The following is a 15,108-nucleotide window of genomic DNA, read 5'->3' on the forward strand; positions in this document are numbered from 1 at the left end:
TCAATTAATTACTTCTTGACAGACTATTAGTACCCCAGGGTGTAAGTCAATTAACTTTAAGATTATTCATGGGTGCAACTCCCAAGGGGATTTATTAGTAATTGTAACATGATGTAATAAGGGGTGAGGGAAAAGGAAAAATACTTTAGAGTAAATCATCTACCCTTCTTTCCTTTTCCTGGTGGTTGAGGCTTGATATTTCGCAAAAAAGCACCTAAATCTGAATTTTTGCTAATGCGACAGTTACCTTCACCAAACTCAGCCTTTAATTCTTCTTGATACTTTCCCGTTTCTTGAGGTCCAGAAACGTTCGATTTAATATAAGTTTTCGGTGTAAAATTTAATGATGGGTCAACTTTTTTTATAACCTTTCTAAAGTATGTATATGTATTTATAACCTGCTCTTTTGCTGTTTTGATATCACCTCCCTTCAATTCTACAAAACAGATGATCTTTTCATTGTCTTTTGCATAAAATACAATAAGATCACAAATTTTCATACCTTCTCTATCTAATCCTAATAATTTACGAAACTGACAATTAGGATTTGATTTCTCATCTATATGAAAAAATAAAACAGTTTCACCACTTGCTGGTTGTAAACTTACCTCTACTCCATTTTCTTTAAGGCTTGTCTTTCCTGGTAGTAAACAACATGATAACAATAAGGTATTGAAAGGCATTTTAAAATCACTCCTGAATTTAAGATTATAAGAGTGATTATAAAAAAACATGAGCAATGTATTCTGACACTTCCCCAAATGTTCCCCAATCTATCCTACCATCTTCATGTAAAATATTTTTAGCTGTACCATCTTCAAATAAATATACAGAAACTTTTTCTTGAGGAATAAAAGCATCTGTCCTATCTAAACAAAATTTTTCTTTTATACTTTCTTTATTTTCATATTTAGAGGCTTTAATCAAATTAGCTAAATGATCAACAATATAAGAGCTATGGGTTGTAATTAGAACTTTCAAACCTGCTTGAACTAACATTGCTAAAAATTCAATAATTTGTACTTGCGCTGCTGGGTGTAAATTCACTTCTGGTTCATCAATAATTAGTAATTCATTTGGTAAAGCAAAATAACGCAAGCACAAAACTAACGGAGCTAATTCTTTTACCATTGAAGAAGAAACCGCTATTTCTAATTTAATATTTTCTGATGGTTGATAAATAATTTCTTGATCAAAGCTAGAATTTTCAACATTGACTTTTCCTCCCAAAATATCATTTTCTAAAATTTCTGCTAATTTAAGATATTCCAAAACTTCTGGGTAAAGTTGTATTTCTTTTTCTCTTTCTGATGATGTTTTTATATATATACTTTCTAGTGTCAATTTTAAATCTTGTACTGGTATGCTTAATTTTATAGATGAAAGATTTTTTACATTTTCATCAATATCGTCAAAATTTTCAATATCTAAGTAATTTTCAATTTTTGTAGCTGAAGAAAAAAATGGTAAAATCCCTGTTCTTTCTGTAGGAAATATATAAGTTTCTAAATGCAAAAACCTGTGAATTGTTCTAAAAATTAATTTAAGCAAAATCTGCTCAAATGCTCTTCTAGGTAATTTTTTCAAAATATTTTCTTCGGAAACTGAAAGTATATATAAATAAATCTTACTGTCACCTAATTCCTTGAGAATATGTAAAGTATCTTTACTTTGAGTACCAAAAGATAACTGTTGATCTATAAAATCTTTTTTAAGATTATCCAATATTTCTGGTTTAGCTTCTGCTAAATCAAAACTCACTTTCATTTTTTCAAAATCAACACGCTCTGTAGCTAGAAATTTATTCATCCAGCTATGTGCTAAAGAAGAAACATCATTAATGTATGTTTCAATAAACTCTTCAGCAAACTCAATTAAATTAATCCGAACTGTTCCTTCTTGTAAAAATTCCTCAATTGCATTATCTATAATTGGATATCTATACTGAGTTTTTTTATCAAGATAAGCTTGCCAATATCTCTCACATCCATATTCACCTAAAATAGATGCTAAAGTATAAGCTGTCCAAGTTTTCCCAGTTCCATTACCACCAATAAACACAGTCAACGGCTTTAAATCAATTTCTGCTTTTTGAATAACACCTAAGTTAGCAATTTCTATTTTCATGGCAAATTTAATATTAATTAGGGTTAAGAATATACAATTGACTATACCCTGACATTATTTGTAAATTCAGCAAATCATACCTATTACTGAATTACATATCTGAAAGGTTATATCTGGAATCAGAGCAAAGCTGACACTTACCTTACAGTAGATTTAATATTTCCAAACCAAACTCTTAAGCTCTTCTTTGCGACTCTGCGCCTCTGCGTGAGATAAAAACTAAAAAAACGGAGAGGGGGAGATTCGAACTCCCGGAAGCTTTCACCTCACCTGATTTCAAGTCAGGCGCATTCGACCACTCTGCCACCTCTCCAGATTATTTGCCAGAATTGTGAAATACAAAAACTGACAAATAATATCGTAACATATAATTACAGAATTGGCACTACTGAAACCGAAGAATTATAAAAAACTTCCTCAGTAGCAACCTGGAAATCTTTACCGAGCCAAACTAGAGAAGCTTTTGTAACCACACCGCCTTCCAAAGAAACCAGAGAAAAATTTCGTAACTTGATACCGTCTTCCTGTACAATTCGGGGGACAGTAGCGGCATTTAAGTAAATAGTTCCTTCTGGACTTCTAAATACAGCCTTCCTTTGCACCTTTTTAGTATGGCGAAGTGCGCGGTGCATATGACCAAAAGCGACTAGGGAGACGGTTTTCTTCATGTTGAGACTTTGAGAAATCGCTTCCGCTAAATCAGGATCACCAAAATCACCGCCGAGAGGATGCCAATCTTTACCACAGGGGTCTTCAGGGCGATCGCCTAAACCACTTGGTCCATTGTGTCCTAGAAAAATAATATTCTCACAAGTAACACTTTTTACAACTTTGACGATTTTATCGGCGGACTCTTCCATGCTAGAAACACCATAGCGTTCTTGACAGATTTCCGCAAATCTCCATTCTGGTCCACCCCAGGTAAAAGGACGACCACCCACAACAGTTAAATTCCACTGGGGGAAATCCAACTTACCATAACCGACTTGGGTAGATCCTAATAAATCTAGCTGTTCCTGTACCCAGTCTTCCTTGGTGCGGTCATAAGGGCATTTTTTGCGTCCCCATTCAGTCGCCGAATACCATGCGTCGTGGTTGCCCATTACCACTGCTTTGGGAATATCCAGGGAAGCGATCGCTTTTACCACTTCCACTGACTCATTCCCGAAATCGCCGACAAATAACACTAAGTCAACACCGAGATGCTGGAGTGCTATGCCGTCTTCTTCTTCCCATTGGTCGTGAACATCGCCAATTACAGCAATTTTGACAGGTTTAGATTGAGTTTTCTGACTGGTCATGCCACTTTAAAAAGCCGTATATCTCCAGGATATGAAACTCCACCGGATTTGGGCATAAATTGCTAAGATCAATCTCTCCCTATTTTTGGTAAAAACTACTATAATTAAATTCACAAGGTATTCTTATTGTACAATCAAGCAGTTTTTAATTGTGTTTACAACTACACTTACTCAACCAAAATCAGGCATTCTCCCATTAGATTTATTTGCTGCTATTGAGGATCTGAAAACAGAACTGAATGCAGTGATATTAGCCCACTATTATCAAGATCCTGATATTCAAGATATTGCCGACTTTATTGGCGATTCTTTACAATTAGCCAAAGCCGCAGCGAATACCAAAGCAGATGTAATTGTGTTTGCAGGTGTTCACTTTATGGCGGAAACAGCGAAAATCCTCAACCCTGATAAATTGGTCTTGTTACCAGATATTAATGCAGGTTGTTCTTTAGCAGATAGTTGTCCTCCCAAAGAGTTTGCTGCTTTCAAAGCCGCACACCCAGACCATTTAGTAATTTCCTATATTAACTGCTCCGCCGAAATTAAGGCTATGAGCGATATCATCTGTACCAGTTCCAACGCTGTGAAAATTGTTCAGCAAATACCCCCAGAACAGCCGATTATTTTCGCCCCAGATCGCAACTTGGGAAGGTATGTAATCGAACAAACAGGACGGGAAATGCTGTTATGGCAAGGTAGCTGTATTGTCCATGAAACTTTTTCCGAAAAGAAAATCGTCCAGTTAAAAATTACACATCCGCACGCGGAAGCGATCGCTCACCCCGAATGTGAAACCAGCGTCTTACGTCACGCCAGCTATATTGGCTCTACAGCCGCCTTACTCAATTATTGTCAAATCAGCCCTAGCCAAGAATTCATCGTTGCTACAGAGCCGGGAATCATTCACCAGATGCAAAAACTAGCACCTAACAAACACTTTATTCCCGCACCCCCGCACAGTGATTGTAACTGTAACGAATGTCCCTTTATGCGGTTAAATACCTTAGAAAAGCTGTATTTAGCCATGAAAAACCGCACTCCGGAAATTACGTTACCAGAAGAAATCCGCATAGCTGCATTGCGACCAATGCAAAGGATGTTAGAAATGAGTGCGTAGTCAGGTGACAGGTGACAGGTGACAGAAGAAGAATTAGAAGGAGATCAGAATAGTCTTGAATCTGGGTTATTCAACGTTGTCAATTGTCAATTGTCAATTATTCTATAAAAACTAAATTAAATCAGCACGAGGTTTAAAAGTTTCTATTTCCCGCAATTTTTCATAAAGTTGTCTTTCTTCATCTGTAAGAGTTTTCGGAGTTACTATCTGAACTTCCACTAATTGATCACCCCGTTGACCATTATCACCAGGGTAGCCTTTATTACCGAGACGGAATCTTTGTCCAGACCTCACACCAGAGGGAATGGTCATTTTAACTGGACCATCAAGAGTAGGTGCTTCGACTTGTCCGCCTAAAACGGCTTCACTAGGAGTCACAGGAACTTGACAGAAGATATTAAAACCTTCCAGCTTAAACAAAGGATGAGGATCAACGGTAATTTTTAAGTATAAATCGCCGCCACTAATGCCTTGATTACGGAGGCGGATGGTTTGCCCTGTCACCATAGCTGGGGGCATAGTCACTTCGAGCGATCTCCCATCTTCTAAACGTATCCTTTCATTACCACCTTGATAAGCTTTTTCCAAAGGTAGGGTTAGCCTAGCTTCGATATCCCTACGGGTGGTACGAGGTGGAGTATTAACTGTATATGCAACTTTGGTTCTAGGAGTGCGGAAGGGGTCGCTTGTAGTGGTGTTTCCGGTGCTATTTTTCGGTTCTTTGCGGTTGCTGACACCAATTACTTGATTGACAAAGCTTTCAAAATCGTTAAATTGGCTGGGGTCTACCTCTTGACTAGAACGACCGTTAGCGCGGCTTTCCCAGCCTTTAGCCTTGGGAGTTTGTTTATTGCCAGCAAAGCCATTTTGTTGCCAATAGCGGCTAAATTGGTCATATTGCGATCGCCTGCTAGGATCGGAAAGAATTTCATAAGCCTCACCGATGGTTTTAAATTTTTCCTCAGCTTCCTTATTCCCTGGATTCAGATCAGGGTGATATTGTCTAGCTAAACGCCGATAAACCTTTTTAATTTCTTCGCTTGTGGCATCTTTAGAAACTCCTAAAATCTCGTAATAATCACGAAAATTCTGCAAATTTTGCATAATCTGTTATTTAAATGTTTGTTGTCAGTTGTCAGTTGTCAGTTGTCAGTTGTGCTTCTACTTATCACTGACACTGCAAATATTGAAAATTAGATTTTAGACCGAAGACAGTGAATCTAAAATCCAAAATCCAAAATCGAATTACAGCCAATCATCGTCATCATCCCAATTATCCTGGTAGCTGGGGCGTTTGCTGCGGGTAGGACGACTTTCATAATTGGGAGAACGACTTTCTCGATTTTCCCTGCCATAATCTCTGCTAGAACCTCGGTTAGATGAGTCTCGTTGCCGATAATTATCTCGATAAACATCCCGTTCTGGTTCTTTTTCTCCCACAAAGATGTCACGGATAGCACCAAATAAATCCTCATCTTCATCCTCAGCATAATACTGACGGACTTCTCGATTCAGTTCATACAGAGCATCTTGTAAATCAGCGTAAGCCTGATCAATTCCCCGATCTTCATCAGCTTGTAAACTTTCCCGTAAATTTCGGCAAATATTATCAATCCGTTGACGACGGTTACGGGCAAATTGCATTCCCATTTCTAAAGCCACTTCTCGCAATTGTCGTTCGGCTTGTAACATTAATGCTTCAGCACGTGTCCGTTTTTCGACTCGTTCTTTCCGTTCTCGATCAACATCAGCATACTTTTGAGCATCCTGAATCATCCGGTTAACTTCCGACTCACTTAAAGTAGAAGCACCTTGAATGGTAATGCTTTGTTCTCTGCCGGTGGTACGATCTAGGGCTGTTACCTGTAAAATCCCATTAGCATCAATATCAAAAGATACTTGAACTTGAGGAATACCCCTTGGTGCGGGAGGAATGCCATACAGTTTAAACCGTCCCAAAGACTTGTTATCTGTGGCCATGTCCCTTTCACCCTGAACCACATTGATTTCTACACTGTTTTGGTTATTTTCAGAAGTTGAAAAGATGTCAGAACGACGCACGGGGATAGTGGTATTCCGAGGGATAAGCTTTTTCATCACACCACCGATGGTTTCTAAGCCCATAGATAGGGGTGTGACATCTAACAGTAGTAGATCCTTGAATTCACCAGCGAGAATACTGCCTTGAATAGCTGCACCGACAGCTACAACTTCATCGGGATTGACGTTTTCACTAGGTTCAATACCAATTAAGTCTTGAACTAACTGTTTCACCATGGGCATTCTTGTAGAACCACCAACTAGGACAACTTCTTCAATATCTACAGGAGAAAGTCCGGCATCTTTTAACGCCCGTTTGACTGGTGTTCTTAATCTACTCAGCAAATCTACACATAAACCTTCAAATTGCGATCGCGTCAACCGAGTTTCTAGGTGTTTTGGTCCGTCCTCTGTGGCAGTGATGAAGGGTAAATTAATATCGGTGATGCTAACGGCAGAAAGCTCAATTTTGGCCTTTTCTGCGGCTTCCATTAACCTTTGCAAAGCTTGGCGATCGCGTCTTAAGTCTACACCTTCTACTTCTAAAAATTTTTCTGCTAACCAATCAACTATCTTTCTGTCAAAATCATTACCACCAAGTTGAGTATCTCCACTGGTAGATTTAACCTCAAATACGCCGTCCCCTACTTCCAGAATAGACACATCAAAAGTTCCACCACCCAAGTCAAAGACAAGGATAGTTTCCATATCACCCCGATCTAATCCGTAAGCCAAAGATGCCGCTGTCGGTTCATTCAGAATCCGTAATACCTCTAAACCCGCAATCCTACCCGCATCACGAGTAGCTTGACGTTGGGAATCATTAAAATAAGCCGGAACAGTAATTACAGCCCCGGTGACAGGCTCACCTAAATAACGACTAGCATCATCAGCTAGTTTTTTCAGCACCATAGCTGAAATTTCTTCTGGAGAAAATTCCTTATTTAGCCGGGGGCAAGCAACCTTAATATTGCCAATTTCATCTTTACGGATGGTGTAAGGTACACGCTTAGAATCCGGGTTTAATTCGCCATACTTGCGCCCAATAAAGCGTTTCACCGCAAAAAAGGTATTTTGGGGATTTAGGACAGTTTGCCGTCTGGCCATTTGCCCAACAACCCTTTCACCTTCTTTACTAAAACCAACCACGGAGGGGGTTGTTCGCATTCCTTCTGCATTGGCAATCACCACCGGCTTGCCACCCTCCATTACGGCGACTACTGAGTTGGTTGTCCCCAAGTCGATGCCAACTACCTTGCCCATGCGTTACTCGTCTCCTGTTGTGTGTCTTATTAATTTAATATGATAGGCTGGGATTGCCTTCAGCTTGGTGCTAAATAAGGTCAACCGTCCAGTCCAATAGTATAATAGTCATCATTAAATCAAGAATTTAGAGGCATTTTAGCTTAACGTGCTACTTGCTAAACTAGGATAGCATTTTAAGTCATTGGTCAGTTGTCATTGGTCATTGGCCAGTTGGAAAGATGAATATTGATCTTTACTCTTATCCATTACACATTATTTTTAGCCACTTTGAATTTAAAACAGCGGTTACAGAATCACTTATATGAGATAGCCAGAGAGCGTGATCCCTATATGGCGACTGTAGGGCATTTCTTTGTTCAAGAATACATTCACCAACAATTGTCACAATGGGGAAGTGTGGAAACCCACACCTTTCAAGTAGGTAGTAAAAAGTGTAAAAACTTGATTTTAAATTTACCCGCCACAACAGCAACCCAAACAGCAGATTTACCACCTATTTTAATTGGCGCTCACTATGATGGTGTTCCTGGTACAGTAGCAGCAGATGATAATGCTACAGGTGTGGCGGTTTTATTAGAATTTGCTCGCAGTTTTACAGAAACCCCCGCTAGATATCCTTTGCGGTTGGTAGCTTTTGATATGGAAGAATATGGGTTACTGGGTAGTGCTGATTATGCAGCCTACTTACGCCAACAAAATCAACCTCTCCGTCTGATGATATCTCTGGAAATGTTGGGATATCGGGATTCTACTCCTGGTTCTCAAAAATACCCATTTCCCCTAGAATTATTTTACCCAAATCGTGGTGATTTTATTGCTCTAATTGGCAATTGGCGAACTTGGGGCGATTTAATTAGTCTGAGTCGCAGTATTGATAAAGCTGGTGTACCTAGTCAATGGCTACCAGCGCCAAATCGGGGTTTATTAGTTCCCCAAACTCGTCTAAGTGATCATGCACCTTTTTGGGATCAAGGTTATCCCGCAATGATGATTACAGATACAGCATTTATGCGGAATCCACATTATCATCAGCCAAGTGACACTATTGCCACCTTGGATTTAGATTTTTTAACGGGTATTTGTGAGGGTTTGGAAATGGGAATTAGGGGATTTTAAATGTTAGTAATTTATTGGAGGTAAATTTGATGTTACAAATACAAATTAAATCTGACTCTCCCGACATTGAAAGTGAAAAAAACCTAGTTCAATCAGCTATTGAATCGGAAATTAAAAGCTTACAGCGTTCACTAGCAAAAACTAATAAGTTGTTAAATGAATTTGAAACAAAATATCACGTCTCATCTGAGCATTTTTTCACTGATTGGACAGCAGAAGACCTAGAAGGAGGAGACGAAGAATATGTAAGTTGGGCTGGGGAGATTAAAATAAAGAATAAATTAACTAATTATTTGCAAAAATTAGAAGCAATAGCATAAGTTACTCAACAATTACCAAGCTAATATTCTTGTCTGAATCAGGATGTCCAGGATTTAAGGATTAACAGGATTAAAACTTCTTTCGTTCGGCAATTCGGACGTTTCTGCCGTAAATAAGCGATTCCTACAGAATGCTTGGCTATCGCCTCAACAATCATCTTCTAAAATTTGTTAAGAGGCGATCGCACTGATTCCCCTTAAAATCCTAAGATTGCTTTCACGGAGTCAATTAATGGTTTTGCTGAACTAAAGAGACTTGAAACTTTCCCAACAATCGCAGATAAGGCATCTAAGGCAGTATCGGCATTTTCGCGCAATGTCAAATCGTTTTGCTTGCTTCCCAGCTTTCCGATGGCATCAATATATTTCAGTGCCTTGGCTTTGTCTTTATCATCCAATCCATTGTCTTCAGAATTAATAGAAGACTGTAGTTGTTTCAGCAAATCGGCTAATTCTGAGGTGTTTGCTTCTTTTGACTCTTGTAATTGATTGATGGTGTTAGAGACGTTACCCGAAATTTCTCCGAGGTTGATAACAGAACCGCTAATGTCCCTACCTGCATTAATATTTATTGATTTTTCAGACACAATTTCTCCTCCATTATTGACAAGGTTTTCGATATATACGTTCGAGTTTTTGGATGTGTATGATTCTCCAGCAAGGAGATTGTCAAGCCTTTTACGAAGTGACAATGCGTGTGTTCCTAGTTCTTCTAAAAAATCCACAAATTCCAAACCTCCAGTCTCAAGTAATCCTAACAAAATGTGTTCAGGATTAACATGATTATGATTAAGTCTTTGAGATTCCTTCACTGCTAACCTTAACGCATCAAGTGATTCATCAGAAAAGTTAATATCAGATACATTTCTGACAAATGTATGCTCAAAGATTTCCCAAGTTTCAGAGGCTATTCGACTTTTCAGTAAGCTAATTTGTTTTTTGATATCATTTTCTCGATCTCGAAAAGCTGATGCCATTTCAAAATCTTGTCTGTTTTCTGCTTTCTCTCTTTCAATAACAACTTTAGATAATTCAGAATTTAATCGGTGCGTTGAGGCTCGTAAAACCTCTAAAAGTTTCAATTCATCGGGTGTAAAAGCCTGACAAGTAAGTCTTTTCGTGGTTGTGGTTACTGTATTTTTTAAAGTTATTCCCATCGGAAGTAAGCAACTGGCAGCAAGAGATGTACTTTCCTTAAGTAGCCCTAAAAAGAGCAACTCTAAAGTTACTTTTCTTTGACTAAAATTAATGGCTTCATGAGATGAAACAAGAAGACATTGAAGACTCTTTTTTGTGAAATAATCAACGATAAGTATGATATCTTTACGTGGATCATTCAACATACGTATTACTGCCGTGCGAACTTTAGATAGATCCCCGACCAAATTTTCTAAAACCCTAGCAGCAACTCCTTCACCTTCACGAATTAGTCCTAGCAATAGATGCTCTGTTCCGACGTAGTTGTGTCCCAATTGGCGAGCTTCTTCTACCGACAGTTCTAGGACTCTCTTGGATCGAGGTGTAAAAGGGACTTCGACTCCGACAAAATCAGAGCCGCGTCCGATAATTTTTTCGACTTCAATACGTGCATCTTTGAGATTTACACCCATTGATTTAAGTACTTTGGCGGCAACGCCAGTTCCTTCTCCGATCAGACCCAATAAGATTTGCTCTGATCCGACAAAATTATGACCGAGATGACGAGCTTCTTCTTGAGCCAGCATGAGGACTTTAACCGCTTTGTCTGTAAACCTTTCAAACATATTCAACTGTCACCATAGTCAATGGCAACCCCATTTCTGCCCTCACTTGTAAGCAAGCAGAAATTGCATCTTGAATATTCTCTAAAGCCTCTTCTTTTGTCTCTCCCTGACTAATGCAACCAGGAATACTAGGACATTCAATAATCCAGACACTATCTTTGTCTCTATCAATCGTGACATTGAATTTCATACTAAGTGATAGTTAAGTAATACTTGTATCTTAGCTGTTAAAATCTGGATTATTCAACTAAATTTGTACAATTATAACAAAAAATTATCGCAGATTCTCATGAAAAGTCAATTGCGATCGCCTCAACAATCATCTTCTTATGTTTAGGATTATACTATCCGAAGGTCAGCGTAGCGATCGCCTCTTATCTTAATAGATATAGTAACTAATGCTATAACTACTATATATCTCATTCTCACATCACTAAAGATATGGAAGAACTTTTGACATTAAGGGAATTACTACTTAAAGGTGATATGACTGGAGCTTTGGCAATTGTTGATGAATTAGAAGAAATGAGTAGAGACGATAAAATCAACAACATTCGTAGTTATGCAGTAATTCTGATCATGCATCTAATCAAGCAAAAAGCAGAAAATCGCACCACGAAATCGTGGGAGCTATCAATTCGCAACTCTATACGCGGTATCCAAACCAAAAACCAGCGACGTAAAGCTGGCGGAACATACCTCAATACCGATGAATTACGCCTAGCAATTTCCGAAGCTTATACAGAAGCAGTTGATCGCGCCTCCTTAGAGGTTGAGGAAGGACGCTATGAACCTCATGAGTTAGCCAAACTAGTCAACCGTCAAGAGATATGCGATCGCGCCATGATCTTAATCTCTACAAATCTAGAAATTTAAACTGGGTGGTTAAGGATTCCAAATATTTAAACAGCGGCAATAAACTCTTCTACTGTTAACCCAGCAGTTCGTATCAGTCCGCGTCAAGTCAATGCGATCGCTTTCCCCGCCCAAAATATTTATTTTCGTAATTGATAGCGAATCGCTGCTACAAGCAGATCGCTCAGATAACTCTACAAAATGCAATGTCAAATTTATTCCTCACTCCTCGTTCGTACATCCACTACTTATTTTCTGCATCTAATTTTAGTTGAGAAAAAACTCGATAATCATTTAAATTAGCTTGCACATGAAAAGTTTGTTTGTGATCTTTCATATTAATTAGGGAATATTCAATATTTCCCGCATAAATAGCAAATGTAATATTAAATATCTCTAGAAAATTTATTAACCATTGACATTCGTCAACTGGATATTTTTCATAATAACTAATCAATTGGGAAATACGAATCTCTAAATGTGTTCTGGAATTGGAAGAAATCAAAATAATCTTGATTAAGAGAATAACTAATGTCAGGGAATGACCTTGAGACATCAATAATTTAAATAATAATGCAGGTTCTTTACTATTTTCTGTGGTCAAAATATCAATGATGCGATTACATATTCTCAGAACTAACCCTTTATCAATTATTTCTTCATCACTTTCAGCTTTCCATTCTGAGAGATTTTCTCGTAAATGCTGTTGGATAGGTTTAATAAATGCTGGTGTATCTCCAGCAGAAAATAATAAATATTTTTGAATATTTTCTTTGTATTCTCCCAATCTTTGTTTCTGCGTCTGTTGAACAAATATGTTAGCAATATTTTCATAACTTAATGAACCTTTTTTACTGACAATAATCTTGATTAATCTGAGAACATCATCTCCCAACATACTGGGATTCTTATATTTATTATTGCTATAATTATCAGAAGAATGAGAGTGAGCGACATACATAGCTAATTCAAATTTGAATTTTTCTCTTATTTGTTTAGCTACTTTTCTCGCTGCATTTCTTTGTTCTGGAGGATTTTTATCATCACAAGATTGAGCAAATAATAGATATGCACTGTATCTATTAATCCAATTACTTGGAGTGTCTTCCTGGGATCTATTGGTGAATATTTTTAATTCTTCGTAATCTCGGCTATTAATAAAGTTATTTAACCATATACTATAAGGATAGATGAAAGGAGAAATAAATACCTGATTTTCTCTTTGATAATCAGTGAAAATCCCTAATAAATCTTGGATATATTTATAATGTTTGGCTGGTTCCCAGTTATTGACTAAAATATAGCAACAGCGTTTAATGGTATTGTGAAATTCCTGTTCTTGTTGGGTGGAAAATATTTTATATGTTTCTGGTACATCCTCGTCTCTATGAATGCGTAAACTTTCTATAAATAAGCGTTTGAATTCTAGTAAGGTTTTTTCCGGTATTTCTTGTTTAACAGTTGTGAGTAAAAAACTATAAATCTCATTTTGATCATTTTGAAATTTTATTTGATCAAATTCAGCTTTAACAGTGGATTTATTTTTCTGACCTGTGGATAAATTCTTATCAATCATGCTAGTATCACAAGGCTGCATTCAAAATACAAAATACAAAATTAATACAGGGTGGGATTGGAAATGGGTGGTTTATTTCCACTCTGCTGTACTATCTTCCTTATTTCTAAGTCTAGGTATTCCAAAGATCAGCAGTTTGTTAGTAATCACAAAATACTGAATTAATTAGTATGTAATATTTGAATTTAAGTGTTACTTAATTCACGTCAAATATTGTTAAAGGAAAAAACTTACCTTTGGTCATTTGTAGTTCCTGAATGTTGAATCTATAAAATCTCCAAAAATAAAAATGTACTAGATCATTAGGTTTGAGAAAACCAAACCAGTATTCTAGCACATTTTTTTATTTACTTAATTTTAAATGGGGGTGGGGGGACTTGAACCCCCACGACCGTTTAAGGTCAACGGATTTTCATTCTCTTGCAGCTTTCGCTACTACCTATCTGCTGAAGCAAGTTTAGGTTTTGAGAATTGGACTCTCCCTTTACCCTCGTCTTAACGTTAGGGTAGCTCCCGTCGAGTCTCTGCACCTTCCCAGAAGTATAAATTTTCTGGGCTTGGCTCAGGATTGCCGTATCTATAACTAGATTTAGGTTTCCCTGAGTTTGAGAGCGGTCACTTAAAAGATTTCTCGATCAAGGCTCAATTCCTTAAGTCCGTAGCGTCTACCATTCCGCCACACCCCCAAAGGGTTATTTACTTTTTTTTACGCGGTTTTCACCTGCTTGTCTGTTATACCATTAGTTGCGTTTTTTGTGCAAGTAAATTTTAAAATTTTATTTGCTAACGCTAGTTGTTGGCATTGACAGAGAAAAATAGCCACAGACTCATGTTTAATGGCCGATATATATCGTATCACACATTTTAGATTTTTGATCTTTTTTTTTAAATAATTTAGAGGTGGGCATTAACCACCCTACAAATGTAGAGCCGAGAATCCCTGGACAAGGAACGGCTCTGCAAAGATTATGGAAGACGCAGATTTAATTTTCACTCCTATCTATAATTCCTCTAAACCAGATTCAGCTTATGATAGAAATTGAACCCTCTTATTTCTTTACTTTGCGGTAAGTATATGGTTGTAGCACTACTGTATCTGAGTTTGGCTGGCGCTTATTTGCTGGTAATACCAATTGCTGTCTTTTTCTACTTGAGCTTAAGATGGTATACGTGTGGTTCTGTGGAACGAGTGTTTATGTACTTTTTGGTGTTCTTCTTCTTTCCGGGTTTGCTAGTTCTTTCACCATTTGTGAATTTACACCCCCGTCCTCGAAAAATTGCTTAAATTAAGATTTGGTAGGTCATAATTCTCATGCGACGTATTGACGCGATTGGTATTGGCTTCGGCGTTTTTGTAGCCGGTGGCTTGGCTTATGTGGGTTTGCAGCTAGTGGGTTTAGACAGTCAGAATGCGGGAATTTGGAGTCAAGTATTCTTGATAGCTGGCTTAATTGGTTGGTTATGCACCTATATTTTCCGAGCCGTGGGGAATAAAATGACCTACCATCAACAGCGAGAAGCTTATGAAACAGCTTTTTTGCAAAAGCGCCTTGATGAACTTTCTCCTGAAGAATTAGCCAAACTTCAAGCTGAGATTGAACAAGAAAAAGAATCTCAGGTTTAGAGG

14 protein-coding genes, 1 tRNA gene and 1 pseudogene are annotated in these 15,108 nt (G+C 37.8%); 6 read left to right on the top strand and 10 right to left on the bottom strand.

Annotated features, from left to right (window positions below):
• Positions 1 to 155 precede the first annotated feature (155 nt).
• From FJR04_RS03510 to FJR04_RS03525, 4 genes are all read right to left on the bottom strand, one after another.
• Positions 156 to 683 (bottom strand): hypothetical protein, encoded by a 528-nt coding sequence (locus tag FJR04_RS03510; protein WP_168491859.1) that lies wholly within the window; start codon positions 681 to 683, stop codon positions 156 to 158.
• 37 nt (positions 684 to 720) lie between these two features.
• A complete protein-coding gene (locus tag FJR04_RS03515) occupies positions 721 to 2,127 on the bottom strand; it encodes an ATP-binding protein (protein WP_168491861.1) in 1,407 nt (468 codons plus the stop codon).
• Positions 2,128 to 2,355: 228 nt separating this feature from the next.
• Positions 2,356 to 2,440: transfer RNA gene (locus FJR04_RS03520), tRNA-Ser, on the bottom strand.
• 58 nt (positions 2,441 to 2,498) lie between these two features.
• Positions 2,499 to 3,428, bottom strand: coding sequence for a TIGR04168 family protein (locus FJR04_RS03525; protein ID WP_168491863.1), 930 nt, complete (start codon positions 3,426 to 3,428; stop codon positions 2,499 to 2,501).
• Positions 3,429 to 3,579: 151 nt separating this feature from the next.
• Here FJR04_RS03525 and nadA point away from each other — a divergent pair, with 151 nt between their 5' ends.
• On the top strand, positions 3,580 to 4,545 hold the full coding sequence (gene nadA, locus FJR04_RS03530; protein WP_168491865.1) for a quinolinate synthase NadA: 966 nt from the start codon (positions 3,580 to 3,582) through the stop codon (positions 4,543 to 4,545).
• 111 nt (positions 4,546 to 4,656) lie between these two features.
• On the opposite strand, the gene FJR04_RS03535 is transcribed toward nadA, so the two are convergent.
• Both FJR04_RS03535 and dnaK read right to left on the bottom strand, forming a co-directional pair.
• Positions 4,657 to 5,649, bottom strand: a complete 993-nt coding sequence (locus FJR04_RS03535; RefSeq protein ID WP_168491867.1) for a DnaJ C-terminal domain-containing protein — start codon at positions 5,647 to 5,649, stop codon at positions 4,657 to 4,659.
• Between the two features lie 141 nt (positions 5,650 to 5,790).
• Complete coding sequence (dnaK, locus tag FJR04_RS03540; protein ID WP_168491875.1) at positions 5,791 to 7,848, bottom strand: molecular chaperone DnaK; 2,058 nt, start codon at positions 7,846 to 7,848, stop codon at positions 5,791 to 5,793.
• Between the two features lie 270 nt (positions 7,849 to 8,118).
• Here dnaK and FJR04_RS03545 point away from each other — a divergent pair, with 270 nt between their 5' ends.
• On the top strand, positions 8,119 to 8,967 hold the full coding sequence (locus FJR04_RS03545; protein WP_168491877.1) for a M28 family peptidase: 849 nt from the start codon (positions 8,119 to 8,121) through the stop codon (positions 8,965 to 8,967).
• A 29-nt stretch (positions 8,968 to 8,996) separates the two neighbouring features.
• The gene (locus FJR04_RS03550) at positions 8,997 to 9,287 is read left to right on the top strand and encodes a hypothetical protein (RefSeq protein WP_168491879.1); all 291 of its coding nucleotides are present in this window, start codon (positions 8,997 to 8,999) and stop codon (positions 9,285 to 9,287) included.
• 197 nt (positions 9,288 to 9,484) lie between these two features.
• On the opposite strand, the gene FJR04_RS03555 is transcribed toward FJR04_RS03550, so the two are convergent.
• The 3 genes and pseudogenes from FJR04_RS03555 to FJR04_RS03560 form a co-directional block, all read right to left on the bottom strand.
• On the bottom strand, positions 9,485 to 10,630 hold the full coding sequence (locus tag FJR04_RS03555; protein ID WP_254445194.1) for a Clp protease N-terminal domain-containing protein: 1,146 nt from the start codon (positions 10,628 to 10,630) through the stop codon (positions 9,485 to 9,487).
• Positions 10,619 to 11,050 (bottom strand): annotated as a pseudogene (locus FJR04_RS26045) (Clp protease N-terminal domain-containing protein); the annotation flags it as partial. The pseudogene FJR04_RS26045 and the gene FJR04_RS03555, both read right to left, overlap by 12 nt.
• The gene (locus tag FJR04_RS03560) at positions 11,043 to 11,240 is read right to left on the bottom strand and encodes a type II toxin-antitoxin system HicB family antitoxin (protein ID WP_168491883.1); all 198 of its coding nucleotides are present in this window, start codon (positions 11,238 to 11,240) and stop codon (positions 11,043 to 11,045) included. The gene FJR04_RS03560 and the pseudogene FJR04_RS26045, both read right to left, overlap by 8 nt.
• A gap of 251 nt (positions 11,241 to 11,491) precedes the next feature.
• Between FJR04_RS03560 and FJR04_RS03565 the strand changes: the two genes are divergently transcribed.
• On the top strand, positions 11,492 to 11,926 hold the full coding sequence (locus FJR04_RS03565) for a DUF29 family protein (RefSeq protein WP_168491885.1): 435 nt from the start codon (positions 11,492 to 11,494) through the stop codon (positions 11,924 to 11,926).
• A 223-nt stretch (positions 11,927 to 12,149) separates the two neighbouring features.
• Here FJR04_RS03565 and FJR04_RS03570 read toward each other — a convergent pair whose 3' ends face one another.
• The gene (locus tag FJR04_RS03570; RefSeq protein ID WP_168491887.1) at positions 12,150 to 13,481 is read right to left on the bottom strand and encodes a hypothetical protein; all 1,332 of its coding nucleotides are present in this window, start codon (positions 13,479 to 13,481) and stop codon (positions 12,150 to 12,152) included.
• A 1,075-nt stretch (positions 13,482 to 14,556) separates the two neighbouring features.
• On the opposite strand from FJR04_RS03570, the gene ndhL reads away from it, so the two are divergent.
• Complete coding sequence (ndhL, locus tag FJR04_RS03575) at positions 14,557 to 14,766, top strand: NAD(P)H-quinone oxidoreductase subunit L (protein ID WP_168491889.1); 210 nt, start codon at positions 14,557 to 14,559, stop codon at positions 14,764 to 14,766.
• Positions 14,767 to 14,793: 27 nt separating this feature from the next.
• Complete coding sequence (locus tag FJR04_RS03580) at positions 14,794 to 15,105, top strand: DUF3007 family protein (protein WP_168491891.1); 312 nt, start codon at positions 14,794 to 14,796, stop codon at positions 15,103 to 15,105.
• Positions 15,106 to 15,108 lie beyond the last annotated feature (3 nt).

The sequence above is a fragment of the Anabaena sp. UHCC 0204 genome, from assembly GCF_009711975.1.
Lineage (GTDB): Bacteria > Cyanobacteriota > Cyanobacteriia > Cyanobacteriales > Nostocaceae > Dolichospermum.